Here is a 15515-nt window from a genome sequence, read left to right as displayed (position 1 = left end):
TCCCTACGTCTGGTCCCGGACGGCGCGGATCGCGGCCCGGATGTTCGGGTAGGCGGCGCAGCGGCAGATGTTGCCGCTCATCCACTCCTTGATCTCGGCGTCGTCCGTCGTGTGCCCTTCCTCCAGCAGTGCCACCGCGGACATGATCTGGCCCGGCGTGCAGTAACCGCACTGGAAGGCGTCCTGCTCGACGAAGGCCCGCTGGACGGGATGGGGATCCTCCTCCGGGGCGAGCCCTTCGATCGTGGTGACCTCGCGGCCTTCGCAGGCCACCGCCAGGGTCAGGCAGGCGAGCACGCGCCGGCCCTCGACCCACACGGTGCAGGCTCCGCAGGTTCCCTGGTCGCAGCCTTTCTTGGCGCCGGTCAGGTCCAGGTGCTCCCGCAGCGCGTCCAGGAGGCTGACGCGTGGTTCGACGTCGAGGTCGTGCGCGGTGCCGTTGATCGACAGGGTGATGCGGACGGGGTGGGGTCCTCGTTCCGCCGCGGTGGTGTCCTGGTGGCTGAGAGCGGGGCCGGGAGCGGACATCGCGCACCTCCAAAAAGGCAACACCTGTCGATTCTCTTACGGGCGCTTTTGCGACGCAAAAGTTAGATTCGCGGCATGAGTCAGCCTTCGTCCGAATCCACCGAGCCGGTGACCGTGGTGTACACCTGGGAGGTGACGCCCGGCAGGGAGACGGAGTTCGAACAGTGGGCCCACGGGCTGGAGCGCGCGGCCGCGGCGTTCCCGGGCCATCGCGGAGTGACCTGGCTCCGGCCCGAGAGCGGCGATCACCGATACCACGCCGTGGTCCGCTTCGCCGACACGCGCAGCCTGGAGCGGTGGATGACGTCGCCCGAGCGGGCGGCCTGGCAGGAGCGGGTCGGGAACGCCGGTCACCCGGCCCACCCGAGGCTGACCACCACGGGCCTGGAGACGTGGTTCAGCGTCCCCGACGGCTCGGCCCCGCCGCCGGCGCGCTGGAAGATGTCCCTGGTGACGATCATCGCCGTCTACCCCTTCGCCCTGCTCTACGACGGGCTCGTCGCCGAGTACTTCCACACGTGGCCCCTGGTGTGGCGCACGCTGGTCTTCCCCGTCGTGCTGGCACCACTGCTCACCTACGCCGTCATGCCGCTGCTGAGCCGCCTCTTGCGCCGGTGGCTGTACCAGGACGGACGGGAACCCCTGTAGCGCGGGGGCGGCGACCGGCTCGTCTCCGTTGGGCTGGTCTCGGCACGGGTGCGTACCTCCAGCCGTCCGAAGTCAGCCTGCAATACCGGGCGTTCGAGGAGCGGCGCGGCAGCGGTGGCCGCTCTACCCTTCCCGCATGGCCCATGGAAAGACCTCGTACGTCTGCCTGCCCTGCCGGGCCTCGTACAAGCAGCCCTACCCCGGCTACTACGACCACGACCGGGTCTGTCCACGCTGCGCCGACCCACTGATCCACGTCGGCTCCGCTTTCGCGGCACCCAAGAGGCGGGACACCGCAGCCTGGCGCACGCTCTCCGTGCTGCTGTACGCCGGCGTGCGCTTCCACAAGAGCTGCTGCGGCGGCCCCGGCTACCGCCCACGCACTCTCGGCGAGGTACGCGAACGCATGGCCCACGCGCGCGCCACCGGGGAGCCCTTCGCTCGGGCGCTGGTCCGCCGCGACCTGCCCTAACCGCACGCATGCAGGGACACGTTCCGTGAATGTGCCGCTGATCTGTACCTACGTCCTCGACCGCGGCGGCCCACAGCTACCGGACCGGCGACATGTTCACCGGCGTCGTCAGCGTTGCGGCCCCCTTCACCGTGAAGACCGACCACCGCCGGCGCTGACCTCGGCCCTCGCCGGCGTAGGAAACGACCTGTCGCCGAAGAGGATCCTGCCGGCGACCGCTCTGCCGAAGCGGCTCCGGAGGAGGGGGAAGGCCGCCTCCGCCATTGCCGGGGTGCGGAGTTGGGACAGTGCCCTGCGGAGCATCAGGCGGCCGCGGAAGTCGGTGCGCAGGGCTGCTCCGTCGTAGGTGCGCAGAGCCTGCCGGTCCCCCGTGCGCAGGGCCGTGTCCAGGACCTTTGCCGCGTGCTCCGACAGGCGCAGGCACGGGTCCAGGCCGCCCGCGGTGAGCGGCGAGACCGCGCCGGCCGCGTCGCCCACGAGGAGGCCGTCCGGGCAGCCGATCCGGCGGAGGACGCCGCCGACGGGGATCGGGCCGCCGCGTCGTTCCACCGCGTCGGGGCGGGTCACGCCCCTCAGGCCGGGGGCCGCGGCGCTGAAGCGTTCCATGGTGCGGCGCAGGCCGTGGGGGAAGCGGTCGGCGTAGCCCGCGACGCCGACGTGGGCGTGCCGGCCGTCGTGGACCACCCAGGCCAGGTAGCCGGGGGCGTGGGACGGGTCGAGTACGCAGTGGAACGTCGGTGGCTCGTCGCCGGTTTCGGACAGGGCGAAGACCTCCTCCGCGCCGACCAGCAGGTGGTGGTTGCGGTCGAGGCCCAGGTCGTGGGCGACGCGTGAGCGGGCACCGTCGGCTCCCACGACGAAGCGTGCCCGCAGCGTCGTGGGGCCCTCGCGTCCGGCGAGGTGGAACGTGGTGCCGGTGCGGCCGACGTAGCGGGTGCTCAGCGCTATGCGTACGCCGGACGCCGCCGCGGCCTTGGTCGCCTGCGTGTACAGCGGGCCCATGTCTCCCACTCGGTACTCGTCGCGTCCGCTGACCAGGCCGACCGGGCGGCGCAGGTTCGGGGGGTAGAGCAGGACGCGCCGGATCGGTGGGCCGAGGCAGTCGGGCGGGAGCGGGAAGTCGTCGAGTGTCTTGCGGACGAAGATGCCGGTGGTGCGGATCGCGGAGGCGGGACTGGCGCGGCGTTCGGCCAGGACCACGTCGTGGCCCCGCCGGGCGAGGAGTGTGGCCGTGTACAAGCCGGCCAGGCCCGCGCCGACCACCAGGACGTCGGCCTCGGCCGTGGCTCCGAGGCCGTTCATCGGGGCTGCTCCGGGACGGTCGTGTCCACCCGGTCGTCGGCCTCCCAGCGGAGCAGGTCTCCCGGCTGGCAGTCGAGTGCTTCGCAGAGCGCGTCGAGTGTGGACAGGCGCACCGCCTTGGCGCGGCCGTTCTTGAGGACCGCCAGGTTGGCGGGGGTGATGCCCACGCGTTCGGCCAGCTCGCCCACGGCCATCTTGCGGCGGGCCAGCATCACGTCGATGTCGACGACGATGGCCATCAGATCACCCCGTTGAGCTCGGCCTGCATCTGCGACGCCTCGGCGTCGCGGGCGACCGCCTGGGCGAGCAGCACCCGCATCACCAGGACGACGAGCGCGACCCCGAAGGCCGCGAGGGCGACGCCGCAGAGAAGGAGCACGACGCCCGGCGCCACCGCCTCGCCCGGCGCGAGTACGACGCCGAGTGCGCAGACGAGCACCCCGGCGGCGGCGAACGCGCCCACCACGACGTGCACGTACCGGAAGGCGGCGGAGGAGAACACCGTGCCCCTGCGCACCATGGTCACCAGACGCCACGTGGCCAGGAGGACGGCTTCCACCGTCAGGACGCCCAGGACCACGATCACGACGATCGGCACGCGCCGGTCCGCCAGGTCGCCGCCGTCCAGGTCGGCGGCCAGCAGGGCCGCCATCACCGTCTGGACGAACACCGACCCGGCGAGCAGCGCCGCGAGTACGGCGCGCAGCGCGAGCACGGTCAGCTTTCCCATCGCCACTCCTTCAATCGAATCACGATGTTAATCTATCGTAAGTCGATAGGTAGCGGCAACGCTCGGCGACGCTCGGCAAGGGCGGAGGCGCTACGGCCGCGCGTATCCCACCGCGTCACTGCTCACCGACCGGCGGCTGCCGCGCGAGGAACTCCTCGAACGCCGCCTTCTGCACGGGATCCATGAAGCCCTGACGGACGTCGCGGGACCGCTCCTCCAGCCAGTGCGCCTCCTCGGGAGGCAGCAGCTCGGCGACGACCACGCCCGCGCGAGCGACCGCCGTACGGCTTCCCACGCGACGGCGGAAGAGGGTGAACGGCCCGAACTCCTCCGGGTGGGCCGGCCCGGGTCCCTCGCCTCCCGCCTCACCCTCGTCCGGGGCCTCGCCCCTCGGATATGCGGCGGGGGCCCAGTGCTCCCACAGCGCCAGCGTGGCCGCGGGCACCAGTACGGCACGCTCCGTACCGCGTCCGCCCTCCCACAGGAACGTGACCGTGACCGGCTCGCCGACCGCCTCGGCCAGCCCGAGCACGCGCTCCATCTCGTCGTTGACCGGACAGCCCGCCACCACGTCCACCTGAATACCCATGGTCCGGAGGCTAGTTACCGCCACTGACAGGGGGCGAGCTCACAGGGGACGCCTCAACCCCCACCGAGCAGCATCCAGATCGCCACCACGACGAACAACCCGCCCGCCCCCAGCGGAAGTACGACGCTCTCGACCCGCTTCCCGGTCAGGTCCACACGTGCCGTGCCAGGGGTGCCGGGAAGGTAGCGCACCGGTGCCCGGCCGCCGACGGGGAGGCGTCCGACGCCGGAGGTCCTGGCCTGGAACTGGTGCGAACGGCCCTGCGCGTCGGTGAACTCGACCACCGCGGTGAAGGTGACGCCCTCCCCCCTCGTGCCGGTGCTCCGGTGGTGGCGGACCACCAGGCCGTCGGCGCGCGTCCCCGCGCGGCGGAGGCGGCGCTGGAGCACGGCCTCGTGGATTCCGGCACCGACGACGACAAGACCCGCGAGCAGCAGGAGCGTCGGCCACACGTTTCGTCTCCTCTCCCGGCCCGGTGCGTTCTCCGGGGCATGTGCCCGTCATCGGCGGGCACACGGAGGGAGCAACGCTAGACAACCTCCACCGTATCGAGATGGACGAACGAGCGGCTCCACGGACCTTCCGTCAGGAGGCCCGGGGCCTCGTGGAGACTCGACAGATCGGATTCGCAATGATTCTCATTGGGCTCATTCTGCTCATCATCGGCCTGCTTGTCGGCGTCGGACTGCTGACCACGGTCGGCGGAATCCTCATCGTGGTCGGTGCGGTCCTGTGGATCCTCGGGGCGACCGGGCGGGCCGTGGGCGGCCGAAAGCATTATTTCTAGGCTTGGCACACGCCCCGACGGGGGCCGGGGTCGTCCCCGGCCCCCGTCGGCGTACCGCAGCGCGGACACGGCGCATCACAGACCCACGTCGCGGCCCCTGATGTCCTCCAACGACTCCCGTCGGACCAGGAGCCGGGCGTGGCCGTCGCGTACCGCGGCGACCGGGGGGCGGCCGACGAGGTTGTAGGCCGACGCCATGGAGAGGTGGTACGCGCCGGCCACGGGCACGGCGAGCAGGTCGCCGGGGTGTACGTCGCCGGGGAGTTGCACGTCGGCGGCGAGCACGTCGCCCGCCTCGCAGTGGCGGCCCACCACGGTCACCCTGGCCGGGGGCGCCGTGCTGTGGCGGCCGGCCAGCACAGGGGCGTAGCGGACGCCGTACAGCGCCGGGCGGGGGTTGTCGCTCATTCCGCCGTCCACCGCCACGAAGACCTTGGCACCGGTGTGCTTGACGGTCAGGACGCGGTAGAGGGCGATGCCCGCGGGGCCCGCGATGGCCCGCCCCGGTTCGATGATCAGGCGGGGGACGGGGAGGCCGGCCGTGGCGCACGCGTCGGACAGTTCCGCGCGGACCCGGTGGGCCAGGGTCGTCAGGTCCAGGGCCTGCTCGCCGGGGCGGTAGGCGATGCCGTGGCCGCCCCCGAGGTCGAGTTCGGGAAGGACCAGGCCGTGCTGCTCGTGCAGCCGCATCATCAGGCCGACCATGCGGCGTACGGCGACCAGGTACGGCTTGACGCCGGTGATCTGGGAGCCCAGGTGGCAGTGCAGGCCCGTGAGCCGCAGCTGCGGCTGGTCGAGTATGCGGGCGATGGCGTGCTGCGCGTAGCCGTCGGAGATCGACAGGCCGAACTTCTGGTCGTCCGTGCCGGTCCGGATCTTCTCGTGGCCGCCCGCGCCGATGCCGGGGATCACACGGACCATCACCTTCTGGTGGCCGTCGGGGCCCACGGCGGCGGCCAGGCGTGCGATCTCCGACGGCGAGTCGATGACGATGCGGCCCACGCCAAGGCGCAGGGCGGCGTCGAGGTCGCGCGGCGACTTGGCGTTGCCGTGCAGGACGATGCGCTCGGGCGGGAAGCCGGTGGTGACGGCGAGTTCCAGTTCGCCGGCGGAGCAGACGTCCAGGCCGAGGCCCTCCTCGTCCATCCAGTGGGCCATGGCCCGGCACAGGAACGCCTTGGCCGCGTAGTGGATCTCGGCGTCGGGGAAGGCGTGCCCGTAGGTCCGGCAGCGTTCGCGGACCTCGGCCTCGTCGAGGACGTAGACCGGGGTGCCGAAGCGGTCGGCGATCCGCATGAGGGGGACGCCGCCCACGGAGAGGTCGCCGTGCGCGGGGTCGGTGGTGGACGCGGGCCAGACCGAGAGGTCGGCGCGGGCGGCGCGGGCCGCGGGTACGCGGACGGTGGTCATGCCGGGCAACCCCTCTCAGCCGGCCGCAGTGCGGGGACGGGCGGCCGTACGGCCAAGGCGCCGGCCGGCGCGGCTGCCGGGGCGGCTGCCGGAGCCGCGAACTGCGGGTCGAGCGTGACGCGGGTGACGCCGAGCGGCGCGGTCAGCGCGCGCAGCGCGGGCTCGGCGAGGCGGATCCACGCCTGGCCGGGTCCGAGGGTGGCGACGAGCCTGCGCTCGGAGGTGAAGGCCACCGCCGTGCGGCGGCCCAGCGGCGTGCGGAAGAGCCGGGTGGTGCATCCGGAGGGGCCCGGCCGGACCGGGACGTACAGGGGTCCGGCCGGGAACAGTTCGAGGGGCTCGGGGTCCTCGCCGTACAGGAGTTGTGCCATCGGGTCCTCCCGGAGTCCGCGCCGTGCGCGGGCTGGAGTGGGGTGGGTGGGTGGAGTGGATGGGGTGGGGCCGGGCCCCGGACCACGGGGAGGCGGGCCGGGGCTCGTCATCGACGCTATGCCCGGTGGCCCCGCGTCCGGGGCGGTCCCTGACGGGACGCTGACGGCGACCCGGGCGATGTTGACGGGACGCTGACGCACCGGGGTTCAGGGCCGGTGGACCAGCTCGACCAGCAGCGCCGCGATCAGCGTCCACGCGCCGATCCCGAGCAGCCACAACGCGTCGGTGACGAGGCCGACGGCGAACACGGCCGCCGCGGCGGCCAGGAGGGCGTGGAAGAGGCGCTTCATGCCGCGGTCGCCGGCGGGGAGCGGGAACCTCATGGACGGGAACCTCACGGAGTCGCTCACCCCTCGAAGCGGTAGCCCATCCCGGCCTCGGTGACGAGGTAGCGGGGGTGGGAGGGATCGGTCTCGAGTTTGCGGCGCAGTTGGGCCATGTAGACCCGCAGGTAGTTGGTCTTGTTGCCGTGGGTCTCGCCCCAGACCTCGCGCAGCAGGTGCTTCTGGCTGATGAGGCGGCCGGGGTGGGTGACCAGGATCTCCAGCAGATGCCATTCCGTCGGGGTGAGGCGGATGTCGCGGCCGGAGCGGCGGACCTTCTTCGCGGTCAGGTCGACGGTGAAGTCGTCCGTGGTGACCAGCGTCGTCTCGGCGACGGGGTCCGTCTCGGTGCGGCGGACGGCGGCGCGCAGGCGGGCCAGGAGTTCGTCCATGCTGAAGGGCTTGGTGATGTAGTCGTCGGCGCCCGCGTCGAGCGCGGCGACCTTCTCGCCGGAAGCCCTGCGGGCCGAGAGCACCAGGATCGGCACGCGGGTCCAGCCGCGCAGCGTCCTGATGACGTGGACGCCGTCCATGTCCGGCAGCCCGAGGTCCAGGACGACGACGTCGGGCCGGCGTGCCTGGGCCAGGCGCAGGGCCGTGGTGCCGTCGGGCGCCGCGTCCACACCGTAGCGGCGGGCCCGCATGTTGAGGACGAGTGCGCGGACGAGCTGGGGGTCGTCCTCCACGACCAGCACCCGGGTCATCGTTGTGCCCCTTTCCTGTCGTGCGGGGGAAGAGAGGCCGGAGCGCCGGAGTCCGGTGCGGGGGGAGCCGGCTGCCCGGGGAGGGTTCCGGGCAGCCGGCTCCGACGGCGTACGCGTAACGCCATCAGTGGTCGGCCGCCGCGAGGTCCTTGAGGGCGATGTTGAGTTCGAGCACGTTCACGCGGGGCTCGCCCATGAAGCCGAGGGTGCGGCCCTCGGTGTGCTCGTCGACCAGCTTCCGGACCCGGTCGGCGGGCAGGCCGTTCCTCTCGGCGACGCGGTGGACCTGGAGGTCGGCGTACTGCGGGGAGATGGCCGGGTCGAGGCCGGAGCCGGAGGAGGTGACGGCGTCCGCGGGCACGTCCGAGGGGTTGACCGGGTGGCCGGGCACGGAGTTGTCCTTGACGACGGCGGCCTTGGCGTCCTTGACCCACTGGACCAGCTCGGCGTTGTCGGCGGAGCGGTTGGTGGCGCCGGACAGGATGAGCTTGTACTGGGTGTTGACGCTGTTGCTGCCGAGGCCGTTCTGCGGGCGTCCCTGGAACCACTTGAGGTCGGGCTCCGGGGTCTCCTGGCCCTTCTTGAGCGGCAGGTTGTACGCCTGGCCGATCAGGGACGAGCCGACGACCTTGCCGTGCGACTCGGTCTCGGAGCCGTTCGCCTTGCCGGCGAAGAGTCCCTGGGCGACGCCGGTGACGGCCAGCGGGTAGATGACGCCGGTGACGAGGGTCAGCACGAGCAGGGCGCGCAGGCCCGCGCCGAGCAGCCGGGCGGTGTTGGTGAGGGAGGTGTTCATGGCGGTCAGCCGATCCCGGGGATGAGGGAGATGAGCAGGTCGATGGCCTTGATGCCGATGAAGGGCGCGATCAGCCCGCCGAGGCCGTACACGGCGAGGTTTCGGCGGAGCAGCCGGTCGGCGCTGACCGGCCGGTAGCGGACGCCCTTGAGGGCGAGCGGCACCAGCGCGACGATGACCAGCGCGTTGAAGATCACCGCGGACAGGATCGCGGAGTCCGGCGAGGACAGCTGCATGATGTTGAGCTTGTCGAGGCCCGGGTAGACGGCCGCGAACAGCGCCGGGATGATCGCGAAGTACTTGGCGACGTCGTTGGCGATGGAGAACGTCGTCAGGGCGCCGCGGGTGATGAGGAGTTGCTTGCCGATCTCGACGATCTCGATGAGCTTGGTCGGGTTGGAGTCGAGGTCGACCATGTTGCCGGCCTCCTTGGCGGCCGACGTGCCCGTGTTCATCGCGACTCCGACGTCGGCCTGCGCGAGCGCGGGCGCGTCGTTGGTGCCGTCGCCGGTCATCGCGACCAGTTTGCCGCCGGCCTGCTCCCGCTTGATCAGGGCCATCTTGTCCTCGGGCGTGGCCTCCGCGAGGAAGTCGTCGACGCCCGCCTCTTCGGCGATCGCCTTGGCGGTCAGCGGGTTGTCACCGGTGATCATGACGGTCTTGATGCCCATGCGCCGCAGCTCCTCGAACCGCTCCCGCATGCCCTGCTTGACCACGTCCTTCAGGTGGATCACCCCGAGGACGCGGGCGCCGTCGCCGTCCTCCACGGCGACCAGCAGCGGGGTGCCGCCCGCCGCGGAGATGCGGTCGGCGGCCTCGCCGGCGCCCTCGGCGACCGTGCCGCCGCGTTCGCGGACCCAGGCGGTGACCGAACCGGCCGCGCCCTTGCGGACCTTGCGGCCGTCGACGTCCACGCCGGACATCCGGGTCTGGGCGGTGAACTCGATCCACTCCGCGCCCACCAGCTCGCCCCGGTCGCGCTCGCGCAGCCCGTACCGCTCCTTGGCCAGGACGACGACGGAGCGGCCCTCGGGCGTCTCGTCGGCCAGCGAGGAGAGCTGGGCGGCGTCCGCCAGCCGGGCCTCGGTGGCGCCGCCGACCGGCACGAACTCGGCGGCCTGCCGGTTGCCGAGGGTGATGGTGCCGGTCTTGTCCAGCAGCAGGGTGGAGACGTCGCCGGCGGCCTCGACGGCGCGGCCCGACATGGCCAGGACGTTGCGCTGCACGAGGCGGTCCATGCCCGCGATGCCGATCGCGGAGAGCAGGGCGCCGATGGTGGTCGGGATGAGGCAGACCAGCAGCGCCACCAGCACGACCATCGTCAGGTCGGTGCCCGCGTAGCCGGCGAGGGGCGGCAGGGTGGCGCAGGCCAGCAGGAAGACGACGGTCAGCGAGGCCAGCAGGATGTTCAGCGCGATCTCGTTCGGCGTCTTCTGCCGGGCCGCGCCCTCCACCAGGTTGATCATCCGGTCGATGAAGGTCTCCCCCGGCTTCGTCGTGATCCGGACGACGATCCGGTCGGAGAGCACCTTGGTGCCGCCGGTGACCGCGGACCGGTCGCCGCCGGACTCGCGGATGACGGGCGCGGACTCGCCGGTGATCGCCGACTCGTCCACCGAGGCGACGCCCTCGGCGACGTCGCCGTCACCGGGGATGACGTCGCCGGCCTCGCAGACCACGAGGTCGCCGACGCGCAGCCCGGTGCCGGGCACCTGCTCCTCGCGCCCGTCCGTCAGGCGGCGGGCGACGGTGTCGGTCTTGGCCCTGCGCAGGGTGTCGGCCTGCGCCTTGCCTCGGCCCTCGGCGACGGCCTCCGCGAGGTTGGCGAAGATCACGGTGAGCCAGAGCCAGGCGCTGATGGTCCAGCCGAACCAGTCGCCGGGGTCGGCGAAGGAGAAGACGGTCGTCAGGACGGAACCGACGAGGACGACGAACATGACGGGCGACTTCACCATCACGCGCGGGTCCAGCTTGCGGAAGGCGTCGGGCAGCGACCTGACGAGCTGCCCGGGGTCGAACAGGCCCGCGCCGACGCGGCCTTCCTCCGGTGTGTGCCCGGTGGGCGCGTCGCTGTGCGGCGCCCTGGTCGGGGTGGCTGTGGACATGGCGTCCTCGTGCTTCTGCGGGTCGGGCCGCTGGGAGTCGGTGTGGTGGGCAGGGGTGCCGGTGTTCATGCCGCCAGCCCTTCGGCGAGCGGGCCCAGGGCGAGCGCCGGGAAGTAGGTCAGACCGGTGATGATCAGGATGGCGCCGACGAGCAGGCCGGTGAACAGCGGTTTCTCGGTGCGCAGGGTGCCCGCGGAGGCGGGTACGGGCTTCTGCTGGGCGAGGGAGCCGGCGAGCGCCAGGACGAACACCATCGGCAGGAAGCGGCCGAGCAGCATCGCCAGCCCGAGGGTGCTGTTGAACCACTGGGTGTCGGCGTTCAGGCCGGCGAAGGCGGAGCCGTTGTTGTTCGAGGCCGAGGTGTAGGCGTAGAGGATCTCGGAGAATCCGTGCGCCCCGCTGTTGGTCATCGAGTTGCCCGGGGTCGGCAGGGCCATGGCGGCGGCGGTGAGGACCAGCACCAGGGCGGGCGTGATGAGGATGTAGCAGGCCGCGAACTTGATCTCGCGGGTGCCGATCTTCTTGCCCAGGTACTCGGGGGTGCGGCCGACCATCAGACCGGCGATGAACACCGCGATGACCGCCATGATCAGCATCCCGTAGAGGCCGGAGCCGGTGCCGCCGGGCGCGATCTCGCCCAGCATCATGCCGAGCATGGTGATGCCGCCGCCGAGTCCGGTGAACGAGGAGTGGAAGGAGTCCACCGCGCCCGTGGAGGTCAGCGTGGTCGACACCGCGAAGATCGACGAGGCGCCCACGCCGAAGCGGAGTTCCTTGCCCTCCATCGACGCGCCCGCGAGTTCCGGGGCGGGTCCGTGGTGGGCGAACTCGGTCCACATCATCAGGGCGGTGAAGCCGAGCCAGATGGCGGCCATCGTGCCGAGGATCGCGTAGCCCTGGCGGACCGAGCCGACCATGAGGCCGAAGGTCCGGGTCAGGGAGAACGGGATGAGCAGGATCAGGAAGATCTCGAAGAGGTTCGAGAAGGGCGTCGGGTTCTCGAAGGGGTGGGCGGAGTTGGCGTTGAAGTAGCCGCCGCCGTTGGTGCCCAGCTCCTTGATGGCCTCCTGGGAGGCGACCGCGCCGCCGTTCCACTGCTGGGGGTCGCCGAGGAACTGGCCGACCTCGTGGATGCCGGAGAAGTTCTGGATGGCCCCGCAGGCGACCAGGACGACGGCGGCGACCGCGGCGATCGGCACCAGGACGCGGACGACACCGCGCACCAGGTCCGCCCAGAAGTTGCCCAGCTCACCGGTGCGGGACCGGGCGAAGCCGCGCACCAGGGCGACGGCGACGGCCATGCCGACGGCGGCGGAGACGAAGTTCTGCACGGCGAGGCCGGCGGTCTGCACGACGTGGCCCATGGCCTGTTCGCCGTAGTACGACTGCCAGTTGGTGTTGGTCACGAAGGACACGGCGGTGTTGAACGCCTGGTCCGGGTCGATCGACGCGAAGCCGAGGGAGCCGGGGAGGACGCCCTGGAGCCGCTGGAGCAGGTAGAGGAAGAGGACGCCGGCGAGGGAGAAGGCGAGGACGCCGCGCAGGTACGCGGGCCAGCGCATCTCCCGGTCGGGGTCGGCACCGATGCCCTTGTAGATCCACTTCTCGACGCGCCAGTGCTTGTCGGACGAGTAGACCCGGGCCATGTGGTTGCCGAGGGGTATGTAGGCGAGCGCCAGCGCGGCGACGAGCGCGAGCAGCTGGAGGACGCCGGCGAGGACGGGGCTCATGTGGTGCTCAGAACCTCTCCGGGTAGATCAGGGCGAGGACGAGGTAACCCAGGAGGGCGACGGCCACGACCAGGCCGACGATGTTCTCGGCGGTCACAGCTTCGTCACCCCCTTGGCGACGAGAGCCACCAACGCGAACACCGCGATCGTGGTGACGACGAAGGCCACGTCGGCCATCGCAACTCCTAAGAGGTTCGGGCAGGGAACTGACACATCGAGGAAAGCTCCTTCCCGGCCCGATCCGGTCGCCGTTGATGGCTTCCATACGGCGACCGGAACGGCTTTGACGCTTCCCTGATGGCGTGCCTGCCACGGGCGGCACGGGACGCCGCCGCGACGCGCCCGCGCCGGGTCGCGGCAGGCCCCGCGACGCTCGTCGCCGACCCGCACCTCTGGTACCGGCAGGCCGAGGGCGCCCGGCGCTCCCTGGCCCCGGGGTCGCCGGCCGGCGGCGGGACGGCACCGCGACGGGCGAAGACGACGAGGCGCAGTACGGCGAAGCGCGCGACGCCGGCGAGTGCGGAGGCGGACAGGTAGACGATCTGCTCCAGGACCGCGCCGGGCGCCGCCACCAGCTGGTGCAGGGCGAGCATCGCCGCGCAGGTCGCCGCGTAGGCGGCCGCCGCCGATCCGGCGGACTGCGTGTGCTGGCGCCAGGTCGCGCGCCCGCCGGCGCCGAAGGTGAAGCGGGCGTGCAGCTCGGTGGCGAGGAGCGTCGAGACCACGGTGATCACGGCGTTGGCCAGGGCCCAGGGAAGCCAGGCGGCGAGGGCCGCCACGGCGGCACTGGAGGCCAGTCCCACCCCGCCGCCGCACAGGACGAAGCGGGCGAAGGCGGCGAGGGCACCGGGCCGCTCCCGCGGCCGGTCGGGCGCTCTGTCCGCGGTCACCGTCACCGTCACCGATTCCATGGCCCGACCCCCCTGTAGATTCCGTGCACCTTGTTGGCACCACTATGGCACACGCATGGTGCCAGTGCGAGTCCTTTATGGCGTCAGCTGTGCCACCAGAAAGGCGGCGCACCCCGACACGGTGTCGGGGTGCGCCGCCCTGGGACGGTGGAGCGGGGGCCGCTCCGGCACTACCTCGGGTCGCGGTCGAAGACCGACTTCGACCAGAAGTAGCCGAGCACGGTGAGCGCCACGCACCAGACGAGGGCCAGCCATCCGTTGTGGCCGATCTCGGTGCCGAGCAGCAGGCCGCGCAGGGTCTCGATGGCCGGGGTGAAGGGCTGGTACTCGGCGATCGGCTGGAACCAGCCCGGCATCGCGTCGATCGGCACGAAGGTGCTGGAGATGAGCGGCAGGAAGATCAGCGGCAGCGCGTTGTTGCTGGCGGCCTCGGCGTTGGGGCTGATCAGGCCCATGCCGACGGCGATCCAGGTGAGGGCGACGGAGAAGGCCGCCACCAGTCCGAACGCGGCGAGCCACTCCAGGGCCGTGGCGTCGGTGGAACGGAACCCGATCGCGAGGGCGACGACGCCGACGAAGACGACGCTCAGGATGGACTGGAGCACGCTGCCGATGACGTGCCCGACGAGGACCGAGCCGCGGTGGATCGCCATGGTGCGGAAGCGGGCGATGATGCCCTCGGTCATGTCGTTGGAGACGGAGACGGCCGTACCGATCGTGGTGCTGCCGATGGTCATCAGGATCAGCCCGGGGACGAGGTAGGCGACGTAGGCGTCGCGGTCCGCGCCGCCGCCCATGCCCGCGCTCATCACGTCGCCGAAGATGTAGACGAAGAGCAGGAGCAGCATGACCGGGGTGAGCAGCAGGTTCAGGGTGAGGGACGGGTAGCGGCGGGCGTGCAGCAGGTTCCGCCGGAGCATGGTGGACGAGTCGCGCAGAGTGAGGGCGAGGGTGCTCATCGGACGGTCTCCTTGGACTGGTCGGCCTGGGCGGGGACGGTGGTGGAGCCGGTGAGGGCGAAGAAGACGTCGTCGAGGTCGGGGGTGTGCACGGTCAGTTCGTCGGCCTCGATGCCGGCCCCGTCGAGCCGGTCCAGGACGGTGCGCAGCTCGCGCTGGCTGCCGTCGCTGGGGATCTGGAGGGTGAGCGCCTCGTCGTCGCGGGCGGCGTCGGGGAGGGCGTCGGCGGCGTCGCGGTAGGCGGCGGGGTCGGTGAAGCGGAGGCGGACGTGGCCGCCCGGGATGAGGCGCTTGAGCTCGTCGGCGCTGCCCTCGGCGGCGATCCGGCCGTCGTTGAGGACGGCGATGCGGTCGGCGAGTTCGTCGGCCTCCTCCAGGTACTGGGTGGTGAGGAAGACGGTGGTGCCGCCGTTGACGAGTGCGCGGATGATCCGCCACATGTTGTGCCGGGAGCGGGGGTCGAGGCCGGTGGTGGGCTCGTCGAGGAAGATGATGCGCGGGTTGCCCACCAGGGTCATGGCGATGTCCAGGCGGCGCTTCATGCCGCCTGAGTAGGTGGAGGCGGGCTTCTTCGCGGCCTCGACGAGGTCGAAGCGCTCCAGCAGTTCGGCGGCGACCCGCCGCCCCTCGGCCTTGGACAGGTGGTTCAGGTCCGCCATCAGGAGCATGTTCTCCTCGCCGGTGATCAGCCCGTCCACGGCGGAGAACTGACCGGTGACGCCGATCGCGGCGCGCACGGCCTGCGGGTCGGTGCCGAGGTCGTGGCCGCCGACCTGGGCCTGGCCGCCGTCGGCGGTGATCAGGGTGGACAGGATCTTGACGGCGGTGGTCTTTCCCGCCCCGTTCGGCCCGAGCAGCGCGAACACCGACCCGGCCGGGATGCGCAGGTCGATGCCGTCCAGGACGACCTTGTCACCGAAGGACTTGCGCAGGCCGACGGCGGAGATCGCGGCGGGCGCGGGGCCGGCACCCTGGCCGGATGTGGGCATGACAGTCGAAGGCACGGGGCCCTCCCGTTCGAAGGCTGGAGTGACTGGGGACGAGAAGTGCGGTGGGTTCCGACGTACCGCTGAAGTCGATGACGTCATC

At 71.7% G+C, this 15515-nt stretch carries 19 protein-coding genes and 1 pseudogene; 3 read left to right on the top strand and 17 right to left on the bottom strand.

All coding sequences use genetic code 11. The features are described 5' to 3' along the window. Window positions 1-3 precede the first annotated feature (3 nt). Window positions 4-528: a (2Fe-2S)-binding protein gene (locus tag ACGF3J_RS13265; RefSeq protein WP_161329590.1), complete on the bottom strand. Its 525-nt coding sequence runs from the start codon at window positions 526-528 to the stop codon at window positions 4-6. Between the two features lie 75 nt (window positions 529-603). Here ACGF3J_RS13265 and ACGF3J_RS13260 point away from each other — a divergent pair, with 75 nt between their 5' ends. Then, complete coding sequence (locus tag ACGF3J_RS13260; protein WP_393854133.1) at window positions 604-1176, top strand: antibiotic biosynthesis monooxygenase; 573 nt, start codon at window positions 604-606, stop codon at window positions 1174-1176. Window positions 1177-1312: 136 nt separating this feature from the next. Beyond that, window positions 1313-1648 carry a deoxyxylulose-5-phosphate synthase gene (locus ACGF3J_RS13255; protein WP_393854132.1) on the top strand — a complete coding sequence of 112 codons (336 nt, stop codon included), beginning with the start codon at window positions 1313-1315 and terminating at the stop codon, window positions 1646-1648. Window positions 1649-1774: 126 nt separating this feature from the next. Here ACGF3J_RS13255 and ACGF3J_RS13250 read toward each other — a convergent pair whose 3' ends face one another. The 5 genes from ACGF3J_RS13250 to ACGF3J_RS13230 form a co-directional block, all read right to left on the bottom strand. Further along, window positions 1775-2950, bottom strand: a complete 1176-nt coding sequence (locus ACGF3J_RS13250; protein ID WP_161329587.1) for an NAD(P)/FAD-dependent oxidoreductase — start codon at window positions 2948-2950, stop codon at window positions 1775-1777. Beyond that, window positions 2947-3189 (bottom strand): helix-turn-helix transcriptional regulator, encoded by a 243-nt coding sequence (locus ACGF3J_RS13245; protein WP_161329586.1) that lies wholly within the window; start codon window positions 3187-3189, stop codon window positions 2947-2949. Before ACGF3J_RS13245 ends, ACGF3J_RS13250 begins: the two co-directional genes overlap by 4 nt. After that, a complete protein-coding gene (locus tag ACGF3J_RS13240) occupies window positions 3189-3680 on the bottom strand; it encodes a DUF2975 domain-containing protein (protein ID WP_161329585.1) in 492 nt (163 codons plus the stop codon). Before ACGF3J_RS13240 ends, ACGF3J_RS13245 begins: the two co-directional genes overlap by 1 nt. Before the next feature lie 115 nt (window positions 3681-3795). Continuing rightward, window positions 3796-4269, bottom strand: a complete 474-nt coding sequence (locus ACGF3J_RS13235; protein ID WP_161329584.1) for a hypothetical protein — start codon at window positions 4267-4269, stop codon at window positions 3796-3798. 53 nt (window positions 4270-4322) lie between these two features. Next, on the bottom strand, window positions 4323-4721 hold the full coding sequence (locus ACGF3J_RS13230) for a DUF3592 domain-containing protein (protein ID WP_161329583.1): 399 nt from the start codon (window positions 4719-4721) through the stop codon (window positions 4323-4325). Between the two features lie 179 nt (window positions 4722-4900). On the opposite strand from ACGF3J_RS13230, the gene ACGF3J_RS13225 reads away from it, so the two are divergent. Further along, the gene (locus tag ACGF3J_RS13225; RefSeq protein WP_122619779.1) at window positions 4901-5056 is read left to right on the top strand and encodes a DUF6131 family protein; all 156 of its coding nucleotides are present in this window, start codon (window positions 4901-4903) and stop codon (window positions 5054-5056) included. A gap of 75 nt (window positions 5057-5131) precedes the next feature. Here the strand turns inward: ACGF3J_RS13225 and lysA are convergent, their stop codons facing one another. The 11 genes and pseudogenes from lysA to ACGF3J_RS13170 all read right to left on the bottom strand — a co-directional run bounded on the left by lysA (window position 5132) and on the right by ACGF3J_RS13170 (window position 15415). Beyond that, window positions 5132-6466, bottom strand: a complete 1335-nt coding sequence (lysA, locus tag ACGF3J_RS13220; RefSeq protein ID WP_393854131.1) for a diaminopimelate decarboxylase — start codon at window positions 6464-6466, stop codon at window positions 5132-5134. Further along, the gene (locus tag ACGF3J_RS13215) at window positions 6463-6837 is read right to left on the bottom strand and encodes an SAV_915 family protein (RefSeq protein WP_161329581.1); all 375 of its coding nucleotides are present in this window, start codon (window positions 6835-6837) and stop codon (window positions 6463-6465) included. Before ACGF3J_RS13215 ends, lysA begins: the two co-directional genes overlap by 4 nt. A gap of 207 nt (window positions 6838-7044) precedes the next feature. Then, window positions 7045-7221 (bottom strand): hypothetical protein, encoded by a 177-nt coding sequence (locus ACGF3J_RS13210; protein ID WP_161329580.1) that lies wholly within the window; start codon window positions 7219-7221, stop codon window positions 7045-7047. Between the two features lie 23 nt (window positions 7222-7244). Then, complete coding sequence (locus ACGF3J_RS13205) at window positions 7245-7925, bottom strand: response regulator (protein WP_161329579.1); 681 nt, start codon at window positions 7923-7925, stop codon at window positions 7245-7247. 124 nt (window positions 7926-8049) lie between these two features. Further along, window positions 8050-8721 carry a potassium-transporting ATPase subunit C gene (locus ACGF3J_RS13200; RefSeq protein ID WP_161329578.1) on the bottom strand — a complete coding sequence of 224 codons (672 nt, stop codon included), beginning with the start codon at window positions 8719-8721 and terminating at the stop codon, window positions 8050-8052. Window positions 8722-8726: 5 nt separating this feature from the next. Further along, entirely contained in the window at window positions 8727-10826 is a 2100-nt protein-coding gene (gene kdpB, locus ACGF3J_RS13195; protein ID WP_161329601.1) for a potassium-transporting ATPase subunit KdpB, read from the bottom strand. Between the two features lie 65 nt (window positions 10827-10891). After that, a complete protein-coding gene (kdpA, locus tag ACGF3J_RS13190) occupies window positions 10892-12556 on the bottom strand; it encodes a potassium-transporting ATPase subunit KdpA (RefSeq protein WP_161329577.1) in 1665 nt (554 codons plus the stop codon). Window positions 12557-12563: 7 nt separating this feature from the next. Then, window positions 12564-12653 carry a K(+)-transporting ATPase subunit F gene (gene kdpF / locus ACGF3J_RS13185; protein WP_018533641.1) on the bottom strand — a complete coding sequence of 30 codons (90 nt, stop codon included), beginning with the start codon at window positions 12651-12653 and terminating at the stop codon, window positions 12564-12566. Window positions 12654-12990: 337 nt separating this feature from the next. Further along, window positions 12991-13467 (bottom strand): annotated as a pseudogene (locus ACGF3J_RS13180) (hypothetical protein); the annotation flags it as partial. Window positions 13468-13637: 170 nt separating this feature from the next. Further along, complete coding sequence (locus ACGF3J_RS13175) at window positions 13638-14426, bottom strand: ABC transporter permease (RefSeq protein ID WP_393854130.1); 789 nt, start codon at window positions 14424-14426, stop codon at window positions 13638-13640. Further along, window positions 14423-15415 (bottom strand): ATP-binding cassette domain-containing protein, encoded by a 993-nt coding sequence (locus ACGF3J_RS13170; RefSeq protein WP_393854180.1) that lies wholly within the window; start codon window positions 15413-15415, stop codon window positions 14423-14425. The genes ACGF3J_RS13175 and ACGF3J_RS13170 overlap by 4 nt, the downstream gene beginning before the upstream one ends. Window positions 15416-15515: the final 100 nt, after the last annotated feature.

This window comes from Streptomyces sp. NPDC048171, from assembly GCF_043202655.1.
Taxonomy (GTDB): domain Bacteria; phylum Actinomycetota; class Actinomycetes; order Streptomycetales; family Streptomycetaceae; genus Streptomyces.
Note: the sequence above shows the minus strand (reverse complement) of the source record. Positions and strands in the feature narration are given on the sequence as shown.

Coding starts and splice junctions, on each gene's coding strand:
- ACGF3J_RS13225 (WP_122619779.1), top strand. CDS start 4,901: ATGATTCTCATTGGGCTCATTCTGCTCATCATCGGCCTGCTTGTCGGC.
- ACGF3J_RS13170 (WP_393854180.1), bottom strand. CDS start 15,415: ATGCCCACATCCGGCCAGGGTGCCGGCCCCGCGCCCGCCGCGATCTCC.
- ACGF3J_RS13265 (WP_161329590.1), bottom strand. CDS start 528: ATGTCCGCTCCCGGCCCCGCTCTCAGCCACCAGGACACCACCGCGGCG.
- kdpB (WP_161329601.1), bottom strand. CDS start 10,826: ATGTCCACAGCCACCCCGACCAGGGCGCCGCACAGCGACGCGCCCACC.
- ACGF3J_RS13260 (WP_393854133.1), top strand. CDS start 604: ATGAGTCAGCCTTCGTCCGAATCCACCGAGCCGGTGACCGTGGTGTAC.
- ACGF3J_RS13200 (WP_161329578.1), bottom strand. CDS start 8,721: ATGAACACCTCCCTCACCAACACCGCCCGGCTGCTCGGCGCGGGCCTG.
- ACGF3J_RS13210 (WP_161329580.1), bottom strand. CDS start 7,221: ATGAGGTTCCCGCTCCCCGCCGGCGACCGCGGCATGAAGCGCCTCTTC.
- kdpA (WP_161329577.1), bottom strand. CDS start 12,556: ATGAGCCCCGTCCTCGCCGGCGTCCTCCAGCTGCTCGCGCTCGTCGCC.
- ACGF3J_RS13250 (WP_161329587.1), bottom strand. CDS start 2,950: ATGAACGGCCTCGGAGCCACGGCCGAGGCCGACGTCCTGGTGGTCGGC.
- ACGF3J_RS13205 (WP_161329579.1), bottom strand. CDS start 7,925: ATGACCCGGGTGCTGGTCGTGGAGGACGACCCCCAGCTCGTCCGCGCA.
- ACGF3J_RS13255 (WP_393854132.1), top strand. CDS start 1,313: ATGGCCCATGGAAAGACCTCGTACGTCTGCCTGCCCTGCCGGGCCTCG.
- ACGF3J_RS13175 (WP_393854130.1), bottom strand. CDS start 14,426: ATGAGCACCCTCGCCCTCACTCTGCGCGACTCGTCCACCATGCTCCGG.
- ACGF3J_RS13235 (WP_161329584.1), bottom strand. CDS start 4,269: ATGGGTATTCAGGTGGACGTGGTGGCGGGCTGTCCGGTCAACGACGAG.
- ACGF3J_RS13240 (WP_161329585.1), bottom strand. CDS start 3,680: ATGGGAAAGCTGACCGTGCTCGCGCTGCGCGCCGTACTCGCGGCGCTG.
- ACGF3J_RS13215 (WP_161329581.1), bottom strand. CDS start 6,837: ATGGCACAACTCCTGTACGGCGAGGACCCCGAGCCCCTCGAACTGTTC.
- lysA (WP_393854131.1), bottom strand. CDS start 6,466: ATGACCACCGTCCGCGTACCCGCGGCCCGCGCCGCCCGCGCCGACCTC.
- ACGF3J_RS13245 (WP_161329586.1), bottom strand. CDS start 3,189: ATGGCCATCGTCGTCGACATCGACGTGATGCTGGCCCGCCGCAAGATG.